The 20,102-nt window shown below is 67.6% G+C and carries 21 protein-coding genes; 6 read left to right on the top strand and 15 right to left on the bottom strand.

The window, feature by feature from the left end:
* The 5 genes from C265_RS13780 to C265_RS13760 all read right to left on the bottom strand — a co-directional run.
* The coding region (locus tag C265_RS13780) for a methyl-accepting chemotaxis protein (protein WP_010809864.1) at window positions 1–1,225 on the bottom strand (1,225 nt) is incomplete at its 3' end.
* A gap of 104 nt (window positions 1,226–1,329) precedes the next feature.
* The gene (locus tag C265_RS13775) at window positions 1,330–1,806 is read right to left on the bottom strand and encodes a chemotaxis protein CheW (protein ID WP_010809863.1); all 477 of its coding nucleotides are present in this window, start codon (window positions 1,804–1,806) and stop codon (window positions 1,330–1,332) included.
* A gap of 141 nt (window positions 1,807–1,947) precedes the next feature.
* Complete coding sequence (locus tag C265_RS13770; protein WP_010809862.1) at window positions 1,948–2,340, bottom strand: response regulator; 393 nt, start codon at window positions 2,338–2,340, stop codon at window positions 1,948–1,950.
* Window positions 2,341–2,493: 153 nt separating this feature from the next.
* On the bottom strand, window positions 2,494–4,461 hold the full coding sequence (locus tag C265_RS13765) for a bifunctional diguanylate cyclase/phosphodiesterase (protein WP_010809861.1): 1,968 nt from the start codon (window positions 4,459–4,461) through the stop codon (window positions 2,494–2,496).
* Between the two features lie 113 nt (window positions 4,462–4,574).
* Window positions 4,575–6,341 (bottom strand): methyl-accepting chemotaxis protein, encoded by a 1,767-nt coding sequence (locus C265_RS13760; protein ID WP_010809860.1) that lies wholly within the window; start codon window positions 6,339–6,341, stop codon window positions 4,575–4,577.
* A 501-nt stretch (window positions 6,342–6,842) separates the two neighbouring features.
* Here C265_RS13760 and C265_RS13755 point away from each other — a divergent pair.
* Entirely contained in the window at window positions 6,843–7,151 is a 309-nt protein-coding gene (locus tag C265_RS13755) for an H-NS family nucleoid-associated regulatory protein (protein WP_010809859.1), read from the top strand.
* 110 nt (window positions 7,152–7,261) lie between these two features.
* Here C265_RS13755 and galE read toward each other — a convergent pair whose 3' ends face one another.
* Together galE and C265_RS13745 are read right to left on the bottom strand one after the other, a co-directional pair.
* Window positions 7,262–8,281 (bottom strand): UDP-glucose 4-epimerase GalE, encoded by a 1,020-nt coding sequence (galE, locus tag C265_RS13750; protein WP_010809858.1) that lies wholly within the window; start codon window positions 8,279–8,281, stop codon window positions 7,262–7,264.
* A 155-nt stretch (window positions 8,282–8,436) separates the two neighbouring features.
* A complete protein-coding gene (locus C265_RS13745) occupies window positions 8,437–9,459 on the bottom strand; it encodes a tyrosine-type recombinase/integrase (protein WP_011616425.1) in 1,023 nt (340 codons plus the stop codon).
* Between the two features lie 208 nt (window positions 9,460–9,667).
* Between C265_RS13745 and C265_RS13740 the strand changes: the two genes are divergently transcribed.
* Window positions 9,668–10,102 (top strand): nuclear transport factor 2 family protein, encoded by a 435-nt coding sequence (locus C265_RS13740; RefSeq protein WP_010809856.1) that lies wholly within the window; start codon window positions 9,668–9,670, stop codon window positions 10,100–10,102.
* A 61-nt stretch (window positions 10,103–10,163) separates the two neighbouring features.
* Window positions 10,164–11,159: a nitronate monooxygenase family protein gene (locus C265_RS13735; protein ID WP_010809855.1), complete on the top strand. Its 996-nt coding sequence runs from the start codon at window positions 10,164–10,166 to the stop codon at window positions 11,157–11,159.
* Between the two features lie 53 nt (window positions 11,160–11,212).
* Here C265_RS13735 and C265_RS13730 read toward each other — a convergent pair whose 3' ends face one another.
* The gene (locus C265_RS13730; protein ID WP_010809854.1) at window positions 11,213–11,761 is read right to left on the bottom strand and encodes a PadR family transcriptional regulator; all 549 of its coding nucleotides are present in this window, start codon (window positions 11,759–11,761) and stop codon (window positions 11,213–11,215) included.
* Between the two features lie 105 nt (window positions 11,762–11,866).
* The gene (locus C265_RS32190; RefSeq protein ID WP_144062247.1) at window positions 11,867–12,103 is read right to left on the bottom strand and encodes a hypothetical protein; all 237 of its coding nucleotides are present in this window, start codon (window positions 12,101–12,103) and stop codon (window positions 11,867–11,869) included.
* On the opposite strand from C265_RS32190, the gene C265_RS13725 reads away from it, so the two are divergent.
* Window positions 12,102–12,329, top strand: coding sequence for a hypothetical protein (locus C265_RS13725; RefSeq protein WP_010809853.1), 228 nt, complete (start codon window positions 12,102–12,104; stop codon window positions 12,327–12,329). The two genes, C265_RS32190 and C265_RS13725, sit on opposite strands and share 2 nt — an antisense overlap.
* 103 nt (window positions 12,330–12,432) lie before the next feature.
* Here C265_RS13725 and C265_RS13720 read toward each other — a convergent pair whose 3' ends face one another.
* Together C265_RS13720 and C265_RS13715 are read right to left on the bottom strand one after the other, a co-directional pair.
* Entirely contained in the window at window positions 12,433–13,578 is a 1,146-nt protein-coding gene (locus C265_RS13720; RefSeq protein WP_037024333.1) for a hypothetical protein, read from the bottom strand.
* 59 nt (window positions 13,579–13,637) lie between these two features.
* Window positions 13,638–14,183 (bottom strand): GNAT family N-acetyltransferase, encoded by a 546-nt coding sequence (locus C265_RS13715; protein ID WP_010809851.1) that lies wholly within the window; start codon window positions 14,181–14,183, stop codon window positions 13,638–13,640.
* 220 nt (window positions 14,184–14,403) lie between these two features.
* Between C265_RS13715 and C265_RS13710 the strand changes: the two genes are divergently transcribed.
* A complete protein-coding gene (locus C265_RS13710; RefSeq protein WP_010809850.1) occupies window positions 14,404–14,640 on the top strand; it encodes a hypothetical protein in 237 nt (78 codons plus the stop codon).
* 68 nt (window positions 14,641–14,708) lie between these two features.
* Here C265_RS13710 and C265_RS13705 read toward each other — a convergent pair whose 3' ends face one another.
* From C265_RS13705 to C265_RS13690, 4 genes are all read right to left on the bottom strand, one after another.
* Window positions 14,709–15,884, bottom strand: coding sequence for an L-rhamnonate dehydratase (locus tag C265_RS13705; RefSeq protein ID WP_010809849.1), 1,176 nt, complete (start codon window positions 15,882–15,884; stop codon window positions 14,709–14,711).
* Between the two features lie 90 nt (window positions 15,885–15,974).
* A complete protein-coding gene (locus tag C265_RS13700) occupies window positions 15,975–16,991 on the bottom strand; it encodes a 4-hydroxythreonine-4-phosphate dehydrogenase PdxA (RefSeq protein ID WP_037024331.1) in 1,017 nt (338 codons plus the stop codon).
* Between the two features lie 16 nt (window positions 16,992–17,007).
* Window positions 17,008–17,976: a tripartite tricarboxylate transporter substrate binding protein gene (locus tag C265_RS13695; protein ID WP_010809847.1), complete on the bottom strand. Its 969-nt coding sequence runs from the start codon at window positions 17,974–17,976 to the stop codon at window positions 17,008–17,010.
* Between the two features lie 109 nt (window positions 17,977–18,085).
* Window positions 18,086–19,042, bottom strand: a complete 957-nt coding sequence (locus C265_RS13690) for a LysR substrate-binding domain-containing protein (RefSeq protein ID WP_010809846.1) — start codon at window positions 19,040–19,042, stop codon at window positions 18,086–18,088.
* Between the two features lie 113 nt (window positions 19,043–19,155).
* Between C265_RS13690 and C265_RS13685 the strand changes: the two genes are divergently transcribed.
* Window positions 19,156–20,088 carry a dihydrodipicolinate synthase family protein gene (locus tag C265_RS13685; protein WP_010809845.1) on the top strand — a complete coding sequence of 311 codons (933 nt, stop codon included), beginning with the start codon at window positions 19,156–19,158 and terminating at the stop codon, window positions 20,086–20,088.
* The last annotated feature ends 14 nt before the right edge of the window (window positions 20,089–20,102 follow it).

Genomic DNA, 20,102 nt, shown 5'->3' with positions numbered 1-20,102 from the left:
CCTCGCCCGCCACCACCGCGAAGCCGCGGCCCTGCTCGCCGGCGCGCGCCGCTTCCACCGCCGCGTTCAGCGCCAGGATGTTGGTCTGGAAGGCGATGCCTTCGATCACGCCGATGATGTCGACGATCTTCTTCGAGGCATCGTTGATCTCGTCCATGGTCTGCACCACCCGGCCCACCACTTCGCCGCCGCGCAGCGCTGTCTCCGACGCGTTCGCCGCCAGCCCGCTGGCCTGGCGCGCGTTGTCCGCGTTCTGGCGCACCGTGCTGGTCAGCTCTTCCATGCTCGACGCCGTCTGCTCCAGGGCTGCCGCCTGCTGCTCGGTGCGTTGCGACAAGTCGTTGTTGCCCGCGGCCACCTGGCGCGTTGCCGTGGAGATGCTGGCCATGCCTTCCTGGATCTCGTGCACCACCGACTGCAGGCTGCGCTGCATGGTCTGCATGGCCTGCGCCAGCGCGCCGATCTCGTCGGCGCTGCGGTGCTCGAAGCGCGTGGTCAGGTCACCCGCGCCCATGCGCAGCGCAAAGTCCAGCATGTGGCGCACCGGACGGTGCACGCGCGCCAGCAGCATGGTGCCTGCCGCGAACGACGATGCCAGCGCCAGCGCAAAGCCGCCCCACAGCCACGGGCGCACCGCGGCCACGCCTGCGCCGCCCAGGGCTTCCACCGCAACCAGTGCGGCCAGGAACCACACCATCCCGCCGGCCTGCGCCCACAGGATGCGGCGCTTCAGGTTCAGGTGCAGCAGACCCTGCACCAGGCCGCGCAGCCCGGTGCGGACCACGGCGCCGTGGCGGATCGCCAGCCCGTCCGCGCGGCCTGCCCGGAAGCGTGCATAGGCAGCGCCGGCGGCTTCCACCTGCTCGCGCGTCGCCATCGAGCGCACCGAGGTGTAGCCGACCACGCGGCCATCGACACGCGTGGGCGTCACGGTCGCGTTGACCCAGTAGAAGTCGCCGTTCTTGCGGCGGTTCTTGACCACGCCCATCCAGGTGCGGCCGGCCTGCAGGTCCTGCCACAGGTCGGCAAACGCTTCCGGCGGCATGTCGGGATGGCGCACCAGGTTGTGCGCCGCACCGAGCAGCTCCTCGGCCGCAAAGCCGCTTGCCTCGATAAAGGTGCGGTTGGCAAAGGTGATCCGGCCCTTGAGGTCCGTGCGCGAGATCAGGTAGTCCGATGGGGAGAGCTTGTATTCGCGCTGCGTAACGGGTTGGTTGTTTCGCATCTATGACAGTACTGCAGGCCCGGGCGCGGCAAGTTGCTGCACCCCGGGCGGGTTCGGTCCGGCAGGCGGGGCGCCGGCCGGACAACGTTGGCGCTGCCGCGGGATCACGCCACCGCTTCGAGCGCGGCGAGTTCTTCGGTGTTGAGCAGCTTCTCGATGTCGACCAGGATCAGCATGCGCTGCTCGACCGAGCCCAGCCCGCGGATGTAGTCGGTCGCCAGTTCGCCGGAGAAATGCGGCGTGGGCTTGATCTGCTCGGCTGCAAGGGTCAGCACGTCGGACACGCCATCGACCACGATGCCGGTGGTGCGGTCGTTGAGGTCTACGATGATGACGACCGTGTACTGGTCGTAGCTGACGTTCTGCTGGCGGAACTTGATGCGCAGGTCGATGATCGGCACGATGATGCCGCGCAGGTTGATCACGCCCTTGATGTAGTCCGGTGCGTTGGCAAGCTGGGTGACCGACTCGTAGCCGCGGATCTCCTGGACCTTCAGGATGTCGACGCCGTATTCTTCCCGGCCCAGCGTAAAGGCCAGGAACTCTTCGCCCGCGCCGTCTGCCTTGTCGATGTGCTTCATCGTCTAGCCCCCCAAAATTGGCTCATGCTGGTTTGCTGGCGCTGCTGCGGCCAAGGCCGCTGGCTGGCACCGGGGCATGACTTCGCCCACCAGTGTTTACGGCAGCAATCCGGGGGACTGAAGGGCGACGCCCGGCTTTCCTTACCCTTCCGAGGTAGGGTGCGCGGTGGACAGCAGCGCCGTCACGGCCCGCATCAGCTGGTCAGGATCGAAGGGCTTGGGCAGGAAACCCGAGGCGCCGGCGGCGCGGGCCTGTTCGCGGATGCTGCCGTCCTGCTCGGTGGTCAGCATCAGGATGGGAATGCACGCATAGCGCTCGGTGGCGCGCAGACTGCGGATCAGCGTGAGGCCATCCATGCCGGGCATGACCTGGTCCGTGACCAGCATGCCGAAGCTGGCGCCGGCCGCGAGCGCATGTGCCTGGTCGCCGTCGGCCGCCTCGGTCACGTCAAACCCTCCTGCGCGCAGGCAGGCGCCGATCATGCGACGGAGCGAAGGGGAATCGTCGACGACGAGGATGCTGGGCGATGACATGGGCGCCTCCGGTTTGCAGGACTCGGTTGATCCGCCAGGATGGACAGCACGGGCAGCGCAGCCGGCGACGGACGGGCCGGCGCAGGGCTGCGCCGCAAACGCTGGCAGCCTGCCAGACCGGTTATCGGCCGCGTCACGGACAAACTTTAGCCGTCAGGCGCCGCCCTGCTCGCGCAAGGCATCGGCAAAACCGGCAGCATCCAGCGGCAGCGACAGCAGGTAACCCTGCACCTCGTCGCACCCCATCTCATTGAGGATTTCCAGCTGCGATGCCGATTCAACGCCCTCGGCCACCACCTTCATGCGCAGTTCGTGCGCCAGTGCCACCATCGAGCCGACGATGGCACGGCCCTGCGCATCGGTGTCGAGCCCGCCGATCAGGGTGCGGTCGATCTTGAGCGTGCCCACACGCAGGCGCTTGAGATAGCCCAGGCTGGAATAGCCACTGCCAAAATCGTCCAGCGCCACCTGGATGCCGAGCGACTGCAGCTCGGCCAGCGTTTCCAGCGACTTGCCGATGTCCTTCATCGCCGCGGTCTCGGTGATCTCCAGCGTGATCGCCGAGGGCGGGATGTCGTGCTGGTGGATCTGCTCGAGCAGGTATTGCGGGAAATTGCGGCTGGCAAAGCGCAGCCCCGAGACATTGATCGCCACCGGCACGGTGGGCACGCCGGCGTCCCGCCACTGGCGCACCTGGCGGCAGACGCTGGTCAGGACCCAGTCGTCGAGCTTGTCGATCTGGCCCGACTGCTCGGCCACGGTGATGAACTCGGCCGGGCTCACCTGGCCCAGCGCGGGATGGCGCCAGCGGCATAGCGCTTCGGCCCCCACCAGCGTGCGCCGGCGCGCATCGTACTTGGGCTGGAACTGCAGCGACAGTGCGTCGTCCTGGATCGCCAGCCACAGGTCGCGCCGGATCACGCGGGTGCGGCGCGCGCGTTCGCCGGCGGCGCTGTTGAACAGGCGCACCTGGTTCGAGCCGCTCTGGCGGGCCTCGGCCAGGCTGACGCGCGCGGCCTGCATCAGCGCCTCCGAGGTCTGCGCATCGCGCGGGTAGATGGCAATGCCGATGTTCACGCCGATCTGCATCTGCAAGCCGCGCGCGGCGATGAACTCGGCCAGCGAGCCGAGCATGCGCGAACCCAGTTCCTGCGCGCGGCCATGATGGACCAGCTCCGGCACGCCCACGGCAAACTCGTCGCGCGCCAGCCGGGCCAGGAAGTCATGCGGCTCCAGCACGGCCTGCGCCAGCGCGCCGGCGTCCTGGGCCAGGATATCGTCGGCGCGGATCTCGAAGACCTCGTCGACTTCGCGGTAATCGGCAATATGGATCAGCAACACGGCGCAGCCGCTCTCGGCCAGCCGCGCCTGCGCGATCGTCTGGTCCAGCCAGCGGCCGAAGGCGACGCGGTCGGGCATCGTCGTTGCCACGCTGTACTCGCCCACCGTGCCCTGCCCGCGCGCTGCGGCACGCACGGTAAGACGGCCGGGGCGGCCGGGAATGCGCGCGCCGCGCCGCGCCAGGCGGGGCTCGTGCCCGCGCGGCAGGCCGTGCGCCTCGTCCACCAGCTCATCGGCCAGGCCGGCTTCGTGGTGCGCAGCCAGCAAGCCACGCGACTGCGCGCGGTGGACGGCGAACATCAGCGCGCACAGCGCGGTCAGCCCGCCCGCCAGCCAGGCGGGGTGCGGCAGGCCGGCTGCATCGATGCAGGCGCGCGCCGAGACCGAGCCCGCGCCACAGGCGCGGCCCAGGTGGGTGCCGGCCGCGGCCACCAGCCCGGCGCCAGCGACGACCGCCATGAGCGCCGCACCGCGCCACAGCCGCGTGCCCTGGCGCAGCCACTGCACCAGCAGCTTGGCAGCCGCGGTGGCTGCTGCTGCGGCGGCGAAGCTGGCCGCCATCTGTGCCGTGTCGTTGGCCGCCGGCACGCTGCCCGACAGCATCACCACCAGTACGGGCAGGCTTACGCTCAGCTGCGATAACAGTGCCGCCGACCAGGTCAGCATGCGCAGCGAGCGGCCACCGGCTGACTGGTCCGCACGCCCGGCGCGAACGCCGAGGGCGGCGGCCACGCCCAGCAGGGCAGCCAGCAGCAACAGGATGGAACTCAGGGCAATCATTGGGCTGCGCGATGATGAAGAGAATGCGCGAAGAAGGTCAGGACGCGGGGCAAACCCCGCATCATGGCATCTTGCGGTCGCCGTGTGAACAGGGCAATGGTGGGGACAGTGGTTTAGAACGCGCTCCAGTCATCATCGGCCCCGGCAACGGCCAGCACGGGCCTCGCCGCCGGACGGCTTGCCGGAAGCGCCGCGGCCGGGCGGGCAGCAACGGCACGCGGCGCCGCGGTTGCCGAATGCGCCGCGGCTGCCGCCGGCCGCACCGACATGGTGCGTGCGGTGCTGCCAGCGACAGCCGTCGCGGCCGTGCCTGCCCATACTCTCGTACCCGTGCCAAGGTTGAACACCGAGACCACGTTCTTGAGCTTCTGCGCCTGTTCTTCCAGCGCACCGGCTGCGGCGGCGGCCTCTTCCACCAGCGCGGCATTCTGCTGCGTCACCTCGTCCATCTGGGTCACCGCCTGGTTGACCTGCTCGATGCCGCTGGTCTGTTCCTGCGACGCGGCGCCGATCTCGTTCATGATGTCAGTCACGCGGCGCACGGCCTGGACGATCTCGCCCATGGTCTGGCCGGCTTCTGCCACCAACCGGGTACCGCTCTCCACGCGCTGGCCCGACTCGCCGATCAGCGCCTCGATCTCCTTGGCGGCCGAGGCCGAGCGCTGCGCCAGGCTGCGCACCTCGCCCGCCACCACCGCGAAGCCGCGGCCCTGCTCGCCGGCACGCGCGGCTTCCACCGCTGCATTGAGCGCCAGGATATTGGTCTGGAAGGCAATGCCCTCGATCACGCTGATGATCTCGACCACCTTGCGCGAGGCGCCGTTGATCTCGTTCATGGTGTCGACCACGCGGCCCACCACCTCGCCGCCCTTGAGCGCGATCTGCGAGGCCTCATTGGCCAGCACGCCGGCCTGGCGCGCGTTGTCGGCATTCTGCCGCACCACCGTGGTCAGTTCTTCCATGCTGGCGGCGGTCTGCTCCAGCGACGAGGCCTGTTCCTCGGTGCGCTGCGACAGGTCCAGGTTGCCGGTGGAAATCTGCTGCGTGGCCGATGCCATCGAATCGGCGCCGGTGCGCACTTCGGCAACGATGCCCGACAGGCTGGCCTGCATCGCGGCCAGCGCCTGCATCATGCGGCCGATCTCGTTCTTCGAGACGCTGGCGATGCGCGAGGTCAGGTCGCCGCGGGCGATGCGCTCGAACACAGCCAGCGCCTCTGCCACCGGCGCGACGATGGCGCGGTTCAGCGTGACCGTGCACAGCACGGCGACCGCCAGGCCCAGCACGATCAGCACGACCGACAGCATGCGGATACGCGCAAAGCTGGCCTGCGCAGCATCGAAGTTGGCCTGCCCGGCAGTCATCTGGAACTTCTGCAGCTTCTCGTGCACGCTCGACATGCTGCGCTGCAGGTCAGGCAGCACCTTCTTCGCCAGCCGCAGGGCCTCTTCCTGGTTGCCCGCGAGCGAAGCCGCCTGCAGCGGCAACACGCCCTGCTCCATGAACGCCTGGCGCTGCTTGCCCAGTTCCGTGGCGAGCGCCTTTTCCTCAGGATTCTGCGGCAGGCTCATATAGCGCTTCCAGGCAGCCTCCGATGCCTCCACGAACACTTTGGAGCGGTCGACGTGAACCTTGGGATCGTCCTGCTCGCCCTGCATCACGTTGCGGTCCAGTGCCAGCCGCATGCGCGTGGTGGCCTGCATCGCCTCGCTGAGCGCGACGGTGGAGCCGAGCTGGTTGGCATAAGTCTCCCTGAGGGCATCATTGCTTTGTGAAATGCCGTGCAGGCCGGCACCGCCGACCAGCAACAGCAGCAGCGACAGCATTCCCATGGCGCCCCGTAGCAGGGTCTTGATCTGGATATTGTTGTGGAAGGACATGATGAAAGAAGACTGTGTCAACCCGCGGGGCACACCCCCAACCCCGTTCCGGCAGGATCGACGCCCAGATGATCCGCCCTGCCCGGATAACGGCGCGACCTCCTGTTACTTGAGCCGCCGCGCCGGTGGCGGGCGCAATTAATCGGCGATAACCGGCCTGTCGGATATACGCCACGTGGCTTGCCGCGGCCGATTATGGCGATTTGATTTTGGCGGCGGCTGGCTGCCGCCGGGCCAGTTTGCGTACGGCCGCACCATTTGCGGGCCTGAACCCGGAACTGCGGCCGGAACTGCAGCCGGGCCGACGACGACGGAAATGCCGGTGACAGACCACGACACCGAAAGTTCACACAATTATCGGCGCCAAGAATTTTCGCAAAAACAGCATCCGATTAGTCCGGCAGGATTTGCAGCGGGCGGCGACCCCGTTATAATTGTTTTCAGCATTTTCACCCCCGCACACACCCACCGCATTCCACTCCACCGGAAACCGAGGACCCAATGGCGACGTATCAGGAAATCGTTCAGAAAATCAGTGAACTGCAGAAGCAGGCCGAGGAAATCAAGGCACGCGAACAAGCCACGGTGATCGCGGATATTCGCGAGAAAATCGAGCAATATGGCCTGACCGCGGAAGACCTGGGTTTTGGCGCAAAGGTGCCGGCCGGCAAGAAGGCGGTCAACCGCAAGGTGCCGGTACGCTATCGCGACAGCGCCGGCAATACCTGGACGGGCCGCGGCAAGCGCCCGGGCTGGCTGACCCAGGCCCTGGCCCAGGGCAAGGCAGTTGAAGACTTCCTGATCCGCTGAAACCCGCGATCCGGCAGATGGTAAAACGCCACGGATGAATTCCGTGGCGTTTTTGTTTTCTGGTCTTCCGCGGCGCCTGCACAACACTGCGGCGCCACCTGCCCGGGGCGTCAGGCGTCAAACCCCTGCGGATTCATCGACTGCCAGCGCCATGAGTCCTGGCACATGCGGTCGATGTCATGGCGCGCGCGCCAGCCCAGCAGCTGGTTGGCCAGCGCGGGATCGGCGTAGCACGAGGCGATGTCGCCCGGGCGCCGCGCCACGATCTCATGCGGCACCGGCTTGCCGCTGGCACGCTGGTAGGCCTGCACCACTTCCAGCACGCTGTAGCCGCGGCCCGTTCCCAGGTTCACGGTCATGCTCTTGCCCTGCGCGCGCAGGTAACCCAGCGCCGCCAGGTGGCCGTCCGCCAGGTCGCAGACGTGGATATAGTCGCGCACGCCGGTGCCGTCCGGCGTCGGGTAGTCACCGCCGAATACCATCAGCTTTTCACGGCGCCCGCCGGCCACCTGCGCCACATACGGCATCAGGTTGTTCGGGATACCGCGCGGATCCTCGCCAATCAGCCCGCTTTCATGCGCGCCGACCGGATTGAAATAACGCAGGTAGGCAATGCGCCAGTCCGGATCCGATGTTTCCAGGTCGCGCAGGATTTGCTCGCCCATCAGCTTGGTCTGGCCATACGGGTTGGTGGCCGACAGCGGGAAATCCTCCAGGATCGGCACCGCATGGGGATTGCCATAAACCGTGGCCGAAGAACTGAACACCAGCTGTTTCACCCCGGCCGCGCCCATTGCCGCGCATACCGTCAGCAGCCCACCCAGGTTGTTGCTGTAATACTCCAGCGGCTGGCTCACCGATTCGCCCACTGCCTTGAGTGCGGCAAAATGAATCACCCCGCTGATGCGGTGTTCGGTAAAGAGCCGGTCCAGCAATGCGCGGTCGCGCACGTCGCCCTGCACAAAATGCGGGGTCTTGCCGGTAATGGTGGCGAGCCGCTCCAGCACCACCGGGCTGCTGTTGCAAAGATTATCCAGGCCGATCACGTGGTAGCCGGCATTGAGCAGTGCAACCCAGGTATGCGAGGCGATATAGCCGGTGGCACCGGTCAGGAGCAAGGTTTCAGGCATGGAAAATCGGTGTCGGAATTCGATTCAGGGCCGGGCCTTGGCCTGGCGGATTCAAAACGTGGCGCAAGCACCTCTTTCCGCCGCGTAGGCCGGCGAAGCTGCTTATTATCCACGATCTGCCGATGCGCCCAGGGCAGCCGGCCCGGCGCGCGGGGCTAGACCCGGCTTCCCGGCACTTCCGCCACCAGCCCCGCCCGCGCCTGCCAGGCCTCATAGGCGGCGCGCAGCCGCCAGCCGGACTCCGGGTCGCGCATGCCCAGGCATTGCGCCACCTCGGCCGGCGCCGTGCCGGCCTCGAAATGCATGGCGGCGCAGGTATTGCGCAGCGTCTGCGGCGACGCGCGTTCGCTGCGCCCGGCCAGCACGCCGGCCTCGTCCAGCAGGATCTCCACGCGCCGGTAGACCGAGGCGGCATGCATCGGCCGGCCCGCCGGCATGGCGGGAAACACCAGGCCGCCAAGCGTGCCGGAGGCTTCGCGCAATGCCAGCCAGGCCCGTAGCGGCGCATGGGCCAGGCTGAACAGCGGCACGGTATAGGCTCGGCCGTTGTCCGCGCGGACCATGCGCAGCGCCATCCGGCCGGGGGCGCCGGCTTCGATGGCATCGACCCGCAGCGCCCGCGCTTCGCCTACCTTCAGGCCGCCGCCGAGCAGCACCGCCAGCAGGGCCACATCGCGGGCGCGCTTCCATTGGGTGGGCGATGCCGCGGTGCGCGTGTCGCCGGCCGGCATGCCGGCCGGGCCAAGTATCCGCGCCACCAGCAGGTCGCGCTCGCCCGGCAGCAGGAACGCGGTGGGATCGTTCTCGCCGTCGGCGAGATGGGCGCGCACCGCCTGGCTGGCCGGGTTGTGCATGCCCTCGCGCAGCCGCGCCAGGTGATGGAACACCCGTTCGATCAGCCGCGTATAGCGATAGCGGTGCGATTTGTGCAGCTGCTGCGCGTCCAGGAACTCACCGATCTGCTCCGCCGACCAGCTCAGCGGCGGCAGCCCGCGCTCGGCCGACCAGCGCAGCAGCTTGCCCCACATGGCGCGGTACACCACGCTGGTGCCGTGCCGGAAGCCATGCCGTGCCAGCCAGCCGTCGAACGCGCGCTCCGGATGGTCGCGCCAGGCGGCCAGGTCGGCATCGAACAAGGCAGCCTGTTCAGGATGGGCAGCGGAGGGCTTAGTGGTCACTGACTCTCCTGCCGGGGGCCGGCGTGCGGGGTTGGGATCCCGCCTATTGTAGACAACCCGTCACTGCGCGGCGGGGCGCCGGCACCATAGGCCCCGCATCGCTTGCACGGTGCCCCGGCGCATGCTACCTTTCCATCCACTATGCAACTGGTTGCATAAAACCCCCGCAACAAGACGCCGCGCACTGACGCCAGCCAAGGAGACCGAAGTGACCACCACCAACCTGATTCCCGCCGCACAGGCCTCACTTGAAGCCTGGCACCAGATGCTGGCCAACGGTTCGATGGCCGGGCTCGACGCCATCGTGGCCGATGAGGTGGTGTTCCGCTCGCCGGTCGCGCACACCCCCTATCCCGGCCGCGCCGCGATTGGGCTGGTGCTGACCACGGTGAACCAGGTGTTCCAGGACTTCCGCTACCACCGCAGCTTTGTCAGCGAGGACGGCCACAGCGTGGTGCTGGAATTCAGCGCGGCCGTGGACGGCAAGGCGCTCAAGGGCATCGACATGATCCGCTTCGACGACGCCGGCCGCATTGCCGAGTTCGAAGTCATGGTGCGCCCGCGCTCGGGCCTGGAGGCGCTGGCCGCCGCCATGGGCGCGCGCCTGGCCAGCCAGAAGGACGTGCTGACCGGCGCGGCCTGACGCAACCCTGTTTCGCAGCACCGCTTTTTCGCCTTACCGAAATACCCAGGAGACTTCACCCATGGCCCTTCCCGCCCAACTCCAGAACCGGCTGTCGCTGCCGGTGGTCTGCTCGCCGCTGTTCATCATCTCCAACCCCGACCTGGTCATCGCCCAGTGCAAGGCCGGCGTGGTGGGCTCGTTCCCCGCGCTGAATGCGCGCCCGGCACCCAAGCTGGAAGAATGGCTGGACCGCATCACCACCGAGCTGGCCGAACACGACGCCAGGCACCCGGACCGCCCGTCGGCACCTTTCGCCGTCAACCAGATCGTGCACAAGTCCAACGACCGGCTTGAACATGACCTGGAGCTGTGCGTGCGCTACAAGGTGCCGATCGTGATCACCTCGCTGGGCGCGCGCAAGGAAGTCAACGACGCAGTGCACTCGTACGGCGGCATCGTGCTGCACGACGTGATCAACAACACCTTCGCACGCAAGGCCATCGAGAAGGGTGCGGACGGACTGGTGGCGGTTGCCGCCGGGGCCGGCGGCCATGCCGGCACGCTGTCGCCGTTCGCGCTGCTGCACGAGATCCGCGAATGGTTCGACGGCCCGCTGCTGCTGTCGGGCTCGATCTCCAGCGGCGACGCCATCCTGGCCGCGCAGGCCGCCGGCGCCGACCTGGCCTATATCGGCTCGGCCTTTATCGCCACGCAGGAAGCCAACGCACAGGACGGCTACAAGCAGATGATCGTCGACAGCACCGCCAACGACATCGTCTACTCCAACCTGTTCACCGGCGTGCACGGCAACTACCTGCGCGGCAGCATCGAGCGCGCCGGCCTGGACCCGAACGCGCTGCCCGAATCGGATCCGTCGAAGATGAATTTCGGCTCCACCAGCGTCAAAGCGTGGAAGGACATCTGGGGCGCCGGCCAGGGCGTGGGCGCAATCAAGCGCGTGGTGCCCGCAGGCGAGCTGGTGCGCCGCTTTGCCGAGGAATATGCGCTGGCACGCCGCCGGCTGGGCTTGGGCGAGGCCAAGCAGGCCGGCACGCGCGCCGTCAACCTGGCCTGACGCAGCCGGTCAGCTGGCCTGGCAGGCCGTAGCCGCCGCCCAAGCGGGCGCGGCTACAGCAGCGGCAGCAGTTCCTCGCCCCAGGCCACCCAGTCCTGCTCGAAGCGGATGCCGCGCTGCAGCAGCGCATAGCGCAGCTGTTGCGCGCGGTCCATGTCCGGCGTCGAGAAATCGCGCCGCTCGATGGCCAGGTAAGTCTCCAGCCGGGCCCGATGCAGCGCGATCAGCCGACGCATCTCGTCACCGAGGCCAAGCGGCCCGATCACCGCATCGGCGCGCAGCTTGACCAGGATTTCCTCGCGCTGATCCAGGCTGGCGCCGGGGGTCAGCACCCAGCGTGCCAGTTCTTCACGGCCGGCCGGCAACACCCGGTAGACCTTCTTGCGGTTCTTGCGGTCGCCGCCACCGGCCTCGCCTTCCGCCGCCTCGGTTTCATCCGCGGCAATCCAGCCACTGTCAGCCATCCGCCCCAGCTCGCGATAAATCTGCTGGTGCGTGGCATGCCAGAAATAGCCGATGGAACGGTCAAAGCGCCGCGCCAGGTCATAACCGGACGACGGTTTTTCGATCAGGGAAATCAACAAGGCGTGCTGGGTCGACATGCGTCTGGGCAGTGGCCCGTCGGGGGGCGATGGAAAATGGTTGGAAGCGGATGCGGCAGACCCGGAACCGGGACGCGCCGGTAGCCGCACTTCGCGGGGCTGGCGCTATGGTATCGCAATGCCGGCCTTGCGCAGCACCCTCAGCGATGTCGTCACCGGCGTCGCCAGCAGATGCCATACATTCGTTAAATTTGTCATTTTGGAAATTTCCTGGCAGACAGAATTAAAAAACGCTGAATGGCATTTCTGCGTTGGATGCAATACATTCCATACATTGAAAATCCAGTGCGAGCGCATACCCGCCCCCGGCCGCACCTTGCAGCAATCCTGGAGTGTGTCCATGACCGGAAGAATCCTGCTTGCCGAAGAGCGCGACGTGGCCTGGGAAGCCGACGCCGTCGAACTCCCGATCGGCATCCTGCCGCCCATGCGCGACAAGGCGCCCATTTACTACCGCCTGCCCGATACGCCGGACGGGCACCATATCAAGGAATACGCCAGCGGGCTACGCCAGCTGGTGCGCTTTGTCGGCGTCGAAGAACAGGTTGTCAAATTCAGCCTGGGCTGACCGGGCACGTAACCGTTTCCCTGTGGTTGTCTCCTCCGAGCCCGTTCCTGCGGGCAGGGACTTGAACCCGCGAGATTCGCGGGTTTTTTCTTGGCCGGCGGAATCAGAGCTGCGGCGCGCGGCAGGCGGCGCCGTCGGGGTTGGCCGTTTCCGCCATGTCGAACACCGCCCTGGCACCGCATTGCGATCCGAACATGCGTGCCTGGTCGTGCCCCACGCCCACCACTTCATAGGCCTGGTGGCGGATCACCAGCCCGGGGCTGGCCAGGTAGCGCTCATAGCGCAGGTAGCCGCGGGCGCGCTGCAGGCGGGTGGGACCTTCGGCCTCAGCGCCGCACGCCTTGTCCAGTACGCGGTGGTTGGGGTCGTTGTCTTCCGTGCCGGCCAGGTAGGTCACCTGACGCCCGGCGTAGCGCTGGTACAGCGACTGGCCATTGGCACCCTTGGCGTAGGGCACGATGTCCTGCATGCCATAGCGGTACTTGTCGTAATCCGGGCACACTGCCTTGTCGTAAGGCGCAAACGAGCGGCCGTCCGCGCCGGCCGGGCGCACCGCCGTGAAGTACAGGTAGGACGAGGGGTTGGCCACCACATAGCGCAGGTCGATGCCGCGCGCGCGGATGCGCTCGTCGACATTGTTCAGCACGGCATAGCGATGCACGATCTGTGCGCCGCCCGAATGCCCGGCCACGGTCACCCTGGCCACCCGCGGCAAGCGCGCCTTGTCGGTGACGAAGGCCATCATGTCATCGAGGACTTGCAGTGAACTGACCGTGAACGGCGCGTTGACCGCGTTCTCGCCACTCATCCAGCCCTGCACCGACCATTGCGGCATGCCGTCGAAGCCCTTGCCGTGGTCTGGCGTGCCGGGGAAGTTGGGCACGACCAGCAGCACCTCGTCCGGATTGCGGCCGCTGGCCTTGAGCAATGCAGCACCGGCGGCGTAGTAATCATCGCCGTTGCGCTGCAGGCCGTGCTGCACGAACACCACCTCGCGGATGCGCGACAGGTCTTGGTCTAGTGGATGGTTGGCGTAGACCGGGAAGTCATAGCCCGCGCCCGTGCCCAGGTGCACGCGCTGCCAGTGCGGCTTCGCCTGGGCCGGCGTGGCCGCCGCCTCCACCGCCCTGGCGGCGGAAGGCGTGTCGGGTGCGCTGGCGCAACCGGCCAGCACTGCCGTGGCGATGGCGGCACCGGCCAATGCCCGGCATGGTTTGCTTGGCACAACGAGAGCAATGGCTTGCAGCATGGGGAAGGGATTCCTGTGGGAGTGTTTTGCCGTCGGCTGACCCGGACGCGCCGTCCTGGTCAGCCCAGGCGCCTGACCAGCACCGCCACGTCCGGCCAGGTCACGCGGCGGACCATGACCCGCAGGTCCGGACCGTGGAAATCATCCTCGAACGCCTCGGATTCCTCGCCGCCCAGCCGCTGGTAGAACTCGCGCGCCTGCGTATTGGCTTCCAGCACATAGAGGAACAGCGGCCGCCCGGGCCAGTGCGCGGCCACGCGCTGCGCGCAGTGGGCCAGCAAGCGCTTGCCCAGGCCCTGGCCGTGGAAAGCCGGCAGCACGTGGAGGTTGTCGAGATAGATGCCGAAGCGGGGCTCCGCCTCGGGCAGCAGGCAGGCAAAGCCAGCGGTTTCGCCGTCGACCATGGCCAGCGTGACTTCCACGGGGCCGTCTGCGCCGTTGTGCATGCGGGCGCGCCAGGCGGCCAGCCGTTCCGGGTAGGCCTGGTCCCGCAAGTAAGCAGCCGGCAGCATGCCGGGATAGGTGTGCTGCCAGCTGGCGGCGTGCATGGCGGCGAGCCGGTCGGCATCGGCAGCCGTGGCGGGGATCAGCGCAAGATCGGGCATGATAGGCGGCGCGGCAGGCGGTCGGCGTCGGCGCAGCGCCGGCAAGGTGTCGGGAAGCGATCATTGTGCCGCCGCATGCCAAGGCTTGCAAAGCGTGGATGCAGGGATTGCAACCGGCGTGCCTTGCCTGCCTCCCGCGCCATCATGCAACACTCCCGGCGCCGGGAACGAAGGTTGCGGGATCCTGCAAAATTGCCTGCCGCAACGAAGAGGAAGCCTTATGTATATGGTCTACTGGTCCGAAGCCGACGGCACCGGGCTCAGCCCCCACGCGCAGTCATTCCCAAGCGATGCGATGCGTGAGGCCCTGCACTTTACCGAGGCGCTGCGCCAGCGCCAGCACGCGGGCGAGCCGGTGAGCTTTGTCACGCTGTGCTCGGAGAATCCCAACGCCGTGGGCCGGGCCGGCGCGGCCGACCCGCCACCGGACTATGAGTGGAAGAAGAGGCGGCCTTGAAGCGGCAGCGCGCATTGTCGTGAAACATGGCGCGCTGCCCGGCCGGGCAGAACCCGGCAACTGGCCCGTCAGCCGATGATGTCGAACTGGCTGAAGTACTCCTCGTTCAGCTCCAGGCCCAGCCCCGGCAGGTTGTCGTCGAGCTGCAGGTAGCCGTTGTCCGGCGCCGGATCGCCCTTGAAGATGTAGTAGAACAACTCATTGCCCACCTCGACGTCGTGCACGGGGAAGTACTCCGACATCGGCGAAGCCGTCGAGGCCATGGTCAGGTGGTAGTTATGCATCTGCCCCGCGTGCGGGATCACCGGCACCGACCAGGCCTCCGCCATGGCGTTGATCTTCTGCGCCGCGGTGATGCCGCCGACGCGGTTGGTGTCGTACTGGATCACGTCCACCGCACGGCGCTCGAGCAGGTCCTTGAAGCCGTAAGAGGTGAATTCATGTTCACCGCCGGAGATCGGGAACGGGCTCGCCTTCTTCAGCTCGGCATAGCCCTCGATATCGTCGGCGATCACCGGCTCTTCCAGCCAGCGCGGGTTGAACTCGGCCAGGCGCGGCAGCATGCGGCGCGCGTACTCCAGGGTCCAGCCCATGTAGCACTCCAGCATGATGTCGACGCCGTCGCCGACCAGCTCGCGCAGCAGGCGCACCTGTTCGATGTTCTTCTGCATGCCGGCGGGGCCGTCCTTGGGGCCGTAGCCGAAGCGCATCTTCATCGCGGTGAAGCCCTGGTCGAGGTAGTGCTGCGCTTCTGCCAGAAACGCGTCGCGGTCGTCATTGTTGTAGAGCTTGGAGGCGTAGCACCAGATCTTTTCCTTGGTGCGCCCGCCCAGCAGCTTGAACACGGGCTTCCCAACCGCCTTGCCCATCAGGTCCCACAGCGCGATATCGACCGCCGAGATCGCCGCCATGCCGATGCCCTTGCGGCCCCAGGCATGGGTGCGGCGGTACATCTTCTGCCACAGGTACTCGTTGTCGAACGGGTCCTGGCCGATCACCACCGGCGCCAGGTACTGGTCGACGATCTCCTTGGCCACGCGCGGCGCCAGCGCGCAGTTGCCGATGCCGACCAGGCCGGTATCGGTTTCCACTTCAACCACCAGCCAGCCGTGGAAGCGGAACGAGCCCATAGCGTCGCCGCGCTCGAACAGGATGTCGGTGGCGTTGGTGCAGAAATGCGCCTGCGGCGGCACGGTCTTGCCCTTCCATTCAAAGACACGGGCGCGGACGTTGGTGATCTTCATGTTCAGCTCCTGATGGCGATGCGTTGGCGCGAACGCTCCCCGGCCGCGCCGGGGGCGGTCTTGCTGGATTCGGTGTGGTGAAGGTGGTGGCTAGGCTGTGGCGCGCCGTTGCGCGCCCATGCGGCAGGCGATCTGGAATGCCTGCAGCGTGGCGCCCGGATCGGCGCGGCCCTGCTGCGTGATGTCGAACGCGGTGCCATGCGCGGGCGTGGTGATCGGCACCGGCAGCCCGCCCTGCACCGTCACGCCGCGCGAGAAGCCCATCAGCTTGATGCCGATCTGGCCCTGGTCGTGGTACATGGTGACGATAGCATCGAACTGCCGCTGCGACGGCCCGCCCTGCACCTTCAGGAAGATGGTGTCGGCCGGGAACGGACCGTCTGCCGCCACGCCGCGCTCACGCGCCGCGGCCACGGCCGGGGCGATCACGTCAATCTCCTCGCGGCCGAAGGCGCCGTTGTCGCCGTTGTGCGGGTTCAGGCCGCACACCGCGATGCGCGGGCGCGCCATGCCGGCGCGGCGCAGGGCCTGGTCAATCAGGTCGATGGCGCCGCCCACGCGTTCCTGCGTGATCATCGCCGGCACGTCCTTGAGCGCCACGTGCGAGGTCACGCGCGAGGTCCACAGCCCGTCCAGGACATTGAACTCGCAGAAGTTGCCGTGGCAGCCAAGCTGCTCGGCAAACCAGTGCAGCTCATCGCTGTGCGCCATGCCGGCGGCGTGCAGCGAGCTCTTGTTGAGCGGCCCGAACAGGATCGCGTCGGCCTGGCCCGCTTGCGCCAGCTGCAGTGCCAGCGCCAGCGTGCCCAGGCTGTAGCGCCCGCCCTCGGCACTGGCTTGGCCGCGCGCATACGCCGGGCGCTCCGGCAGCTGCCAGTGGTACAGGCGCGGCTTGCCATCATCGGCAAAGGCGGGCGCATCGGTCTCGGCCAGCGCCAGCTCGACGCCTGCGATCCGCATGCCGTGGCGCCATTCGTCGCGGTCGGCGATCAGCAGGATCTCGGCCTGCGCGGCGGTCGCGGGGTCGGCCAGCAGCCTGGCGATCAGTTCGGGGCCGATGCCGGCGGGGTCGCCCAGCACCATGGCGATTCTTGGACGGGAATTCATTGGACTTCCGGGGTTGTTATTGGTCGAGCTTGACGCCCAGTTCAGCGATCAGCTTGCCATAGCGCACATACTCGGCACGCGAGAAGGCATCGAACTGCGCCGCGGTCAGCGCGCCGGGCACCGCGCCCACATCGGCCAGCCGGCGCACGGTGTCAGGGTCCCTGATCACCGTGGCCAGCGCGCTGCCCAGCTTCTGCAGTGTCGCGGGCGGCGTGCCGGCCGGCGCATAGACACCGTACCATGCACTCATCTGGATGCCGGGCACGCCCGCTTCAGCCAGCGTGGGCACGTTGGGCAGCAGCGCCGAGCGCTGGTCCGCGGTGACCGCCAGCGCGCGCAGCTTGCCGGCCTTGATATGGCTGATGACCGACGGCATGGTCTCGAAGCTCATGTCCACCTGCCCGCCCATCAGGTCCACCAGCGCGCTGCTGCTGCTCTTGTACGGCACGTGCAGCAGCTTGCCCTTGATCTGCCGCGCGAAGGACGCGCCGGCCAGGTGCTGGGTGCTGCCGACCCCGGACGAGCTGTAGCGGAACTTGTCCGGGTTGGCCTGGATCTGCGCCACCAGCGCCTTGACGTCGCGTGCCGGCACCTGGTTGTTGACCACCAGCACATTGGGCACCGACGACACCAGCGCCACCGGCGCCAGGTCCTTGAGCGGATCGAACTGCAGCTTGAGCAGGTGCGGCGCGATCGCTTGCGAGGTCACCACGCCCATCAGCAGCGTATTGCCGTCCGGCGCCGCCTTGGCGGTCAAATCCGCGGCAATGGTGTTGGACGCGCCGGGGCGGTTGTCGACCACGACTGGCTGCTTCAGCTGCGCGGCGAGCTTGTCGGAGACGATGCGCGCCATCACGTCGGTGCCGCCGCCGGGCGCTGCACCCACCATCAGCCGCACCGGCCGTGTGTCCTGCGCCCAGGCATTGCCCGTTACTGCCGCCACCGTGGCCAGGCCGGCGAGTGCGCCGGCGATCCATGTCTTCATTGCTGTCTCCGTCATTTTGCTGTCCGGCTCTGCGGCGCGGATGGGCAGACTATAGGAGCATCAGTGATTCGCCACTACTGATGTTTTTTGAACTGGCGATCACCTGGCGTTATACCTCGGCAGCCGCCTGCTGCGCAGTGCGCGGCAATGCCTTCAGGATCGCGACCAGCTGTCGCGCCGCCGCGGACAAGGTGCCGCCGCGCCGCGTCACGATGCCAAAAGTCTGCTGCCGCGACTGCAGCCGCACGGGCAGGATGCGCAGCATCTTCTGGCGCACGAACATCGCCGCCACGCCGGTCGGCAGCAGCGACACCAGCCCGGGGTCGCCCTGCAGCATGGCCACCGTGACGAAGGCCGACGAGGTCGAGATCGCATTGGCGGGAAAGCTCATGCCGGCCAGGTCCAGCTCGCGCTGCAGCAGCGCGTGCATCGGCATATGGCCTGCATAGGTGATCCAGCGATAACCTGCGAGGTCGGCAAACCCCATCGCGCGCGCGCGCGGTGCCGGATGCGCATGGCCCACCACGACCGCGACCTGCTCATCGCCCAGCGGGTGGTAGTGGTAGCGGGCCGGTTCATCGCTGACCAGCGAGCGGCCGATCACCAGGTCGAGGTGGCCGTCGTCGAGCAGCCCCAGCAGGCGCAGGCTGGTGTCCTCGATGATCTCCAGCGCCAGCTCCGGCTGCGCCTGGCGCAGCCGCGCCAGCGCCGGCACCAGCACCTCCGGCACCGCCCCCATGATCACGCCGATGGCCACGCGCCCGCCGCTGCCCGCGCGGATGCCCGCTACCTCCTCGCACATGGCGCCCAGGTCGGCCACCAGCTGGCGTGCGTGCCGGATTACGCAATGGCCGAAGGCATTGGGACGCATGCCGCGCCTGGAGCGCTCGAACAGCGGCGCTTCCAGCATGCCTTCCAGCTCCTGCAGCGACTTGCTGGCCGCCGACTGGGTCATCGCCATCGCCGCGGCGGCCTGGTGCAGGGAGGAATGCTCGTCCAGCGCGATCAGCAGTTGCAGCTGCTTCATGCGCAACCGGCCGGTCAGGGCGTCGAGGGTGGATTTCATGAAGGAATCTGTGAGTCGCAAAAGCGATCACCAGATGGAAAGGTTTCAATATACAGCCCGGATGGCGGCTCGTATATTGGCCCGATCCAATTCACAAGCAGCCGGAGGAGACCATGACCCGCACCCCATCCCCCACCGTCTACCGCGGCGTATTCCCGGTAGCGCCCACCGTCTTCGACGCGCAGGGCGGCCTCGACCTCGACGGCCAGCGCCGCTGCATCGACTTCATGATCGATGCGGGTTCGCACGGCATCTGCATCCTGGCCAACTTCTCCGAGCAGTTCGTGCTGAGCGACGACGAGCGCAACGTGCTGATGAAGACCGTGCTGGAACACGTGGACGGCCGCGTGCCGGTAATCGTCACCACCACGCATTTCAGCTCGCGCCTGTGCGCCGAGCGCAGCCGCGCGGCGCAGGATGCGGGCGCGGCCATGGTGATGGTGATGCCGCCTTACCACGGCGCCACCATCCGCGTGCCCGAGCGCAGCATTTACGAGTTCTTCGCCACGGTCTCGGATGCCATCGACATTCCCATCATGATCCAGGACGCGCCGGTCAGCGGCACCACCCTGAGCGCGCCGTTCCTGGCGCGCATGGCGCGCGAGATCGGCAATGTGTCGTACTTCAAGATCGAAGTGCCGCAGGCCGCGGCCAAGCTGCGCGAACTGATCGAACTGGGCGGCGACGCCATCGTCGGCCCCTGGGACGGCGAAGAGGCCATCACGCTGATGGCCGACCTGGAAGCGGGCGCCACCGGCGCCATGACCGGCGCGGGCTTCCCCGACGGCATCCGCCAGATCCTCGATGCGTGGCAGGCCGGCGACGCCGAACTGGCCGCGCAGCGCTACCAGCAATGGCTGCCGCTGATCAACTATGAAAACCGGCAAGGCTGGCTGGCCACCAGCAAGGTACTGATGCAGGCAGGCGGCGTGATCGCATCGGACGCGGTGCGTCATCCGCTGCAGCCGATGCACCCGGCCACCCGCGAAGGGCTGCTGAAGATTGCGCGCCGGCTCGATCCGCTGGTGCTGCGCTGGGCCCGCTGATCTCATCGAAAGGA

This window comes from Cupriavidus sp. GA3-3, assembly GCF_000389805.1.
Taxonomy (GTDB): domain Bacteria; phylum Pseudomonadota; class Gammaproteobacteria; order Burkholderiales; family Burkholderiaceae; genus Cupriavidus; species Cupriavidus necator_D.
This window is presented reverse-complemented; position numbering and strand designations above follow the sequence as displayed.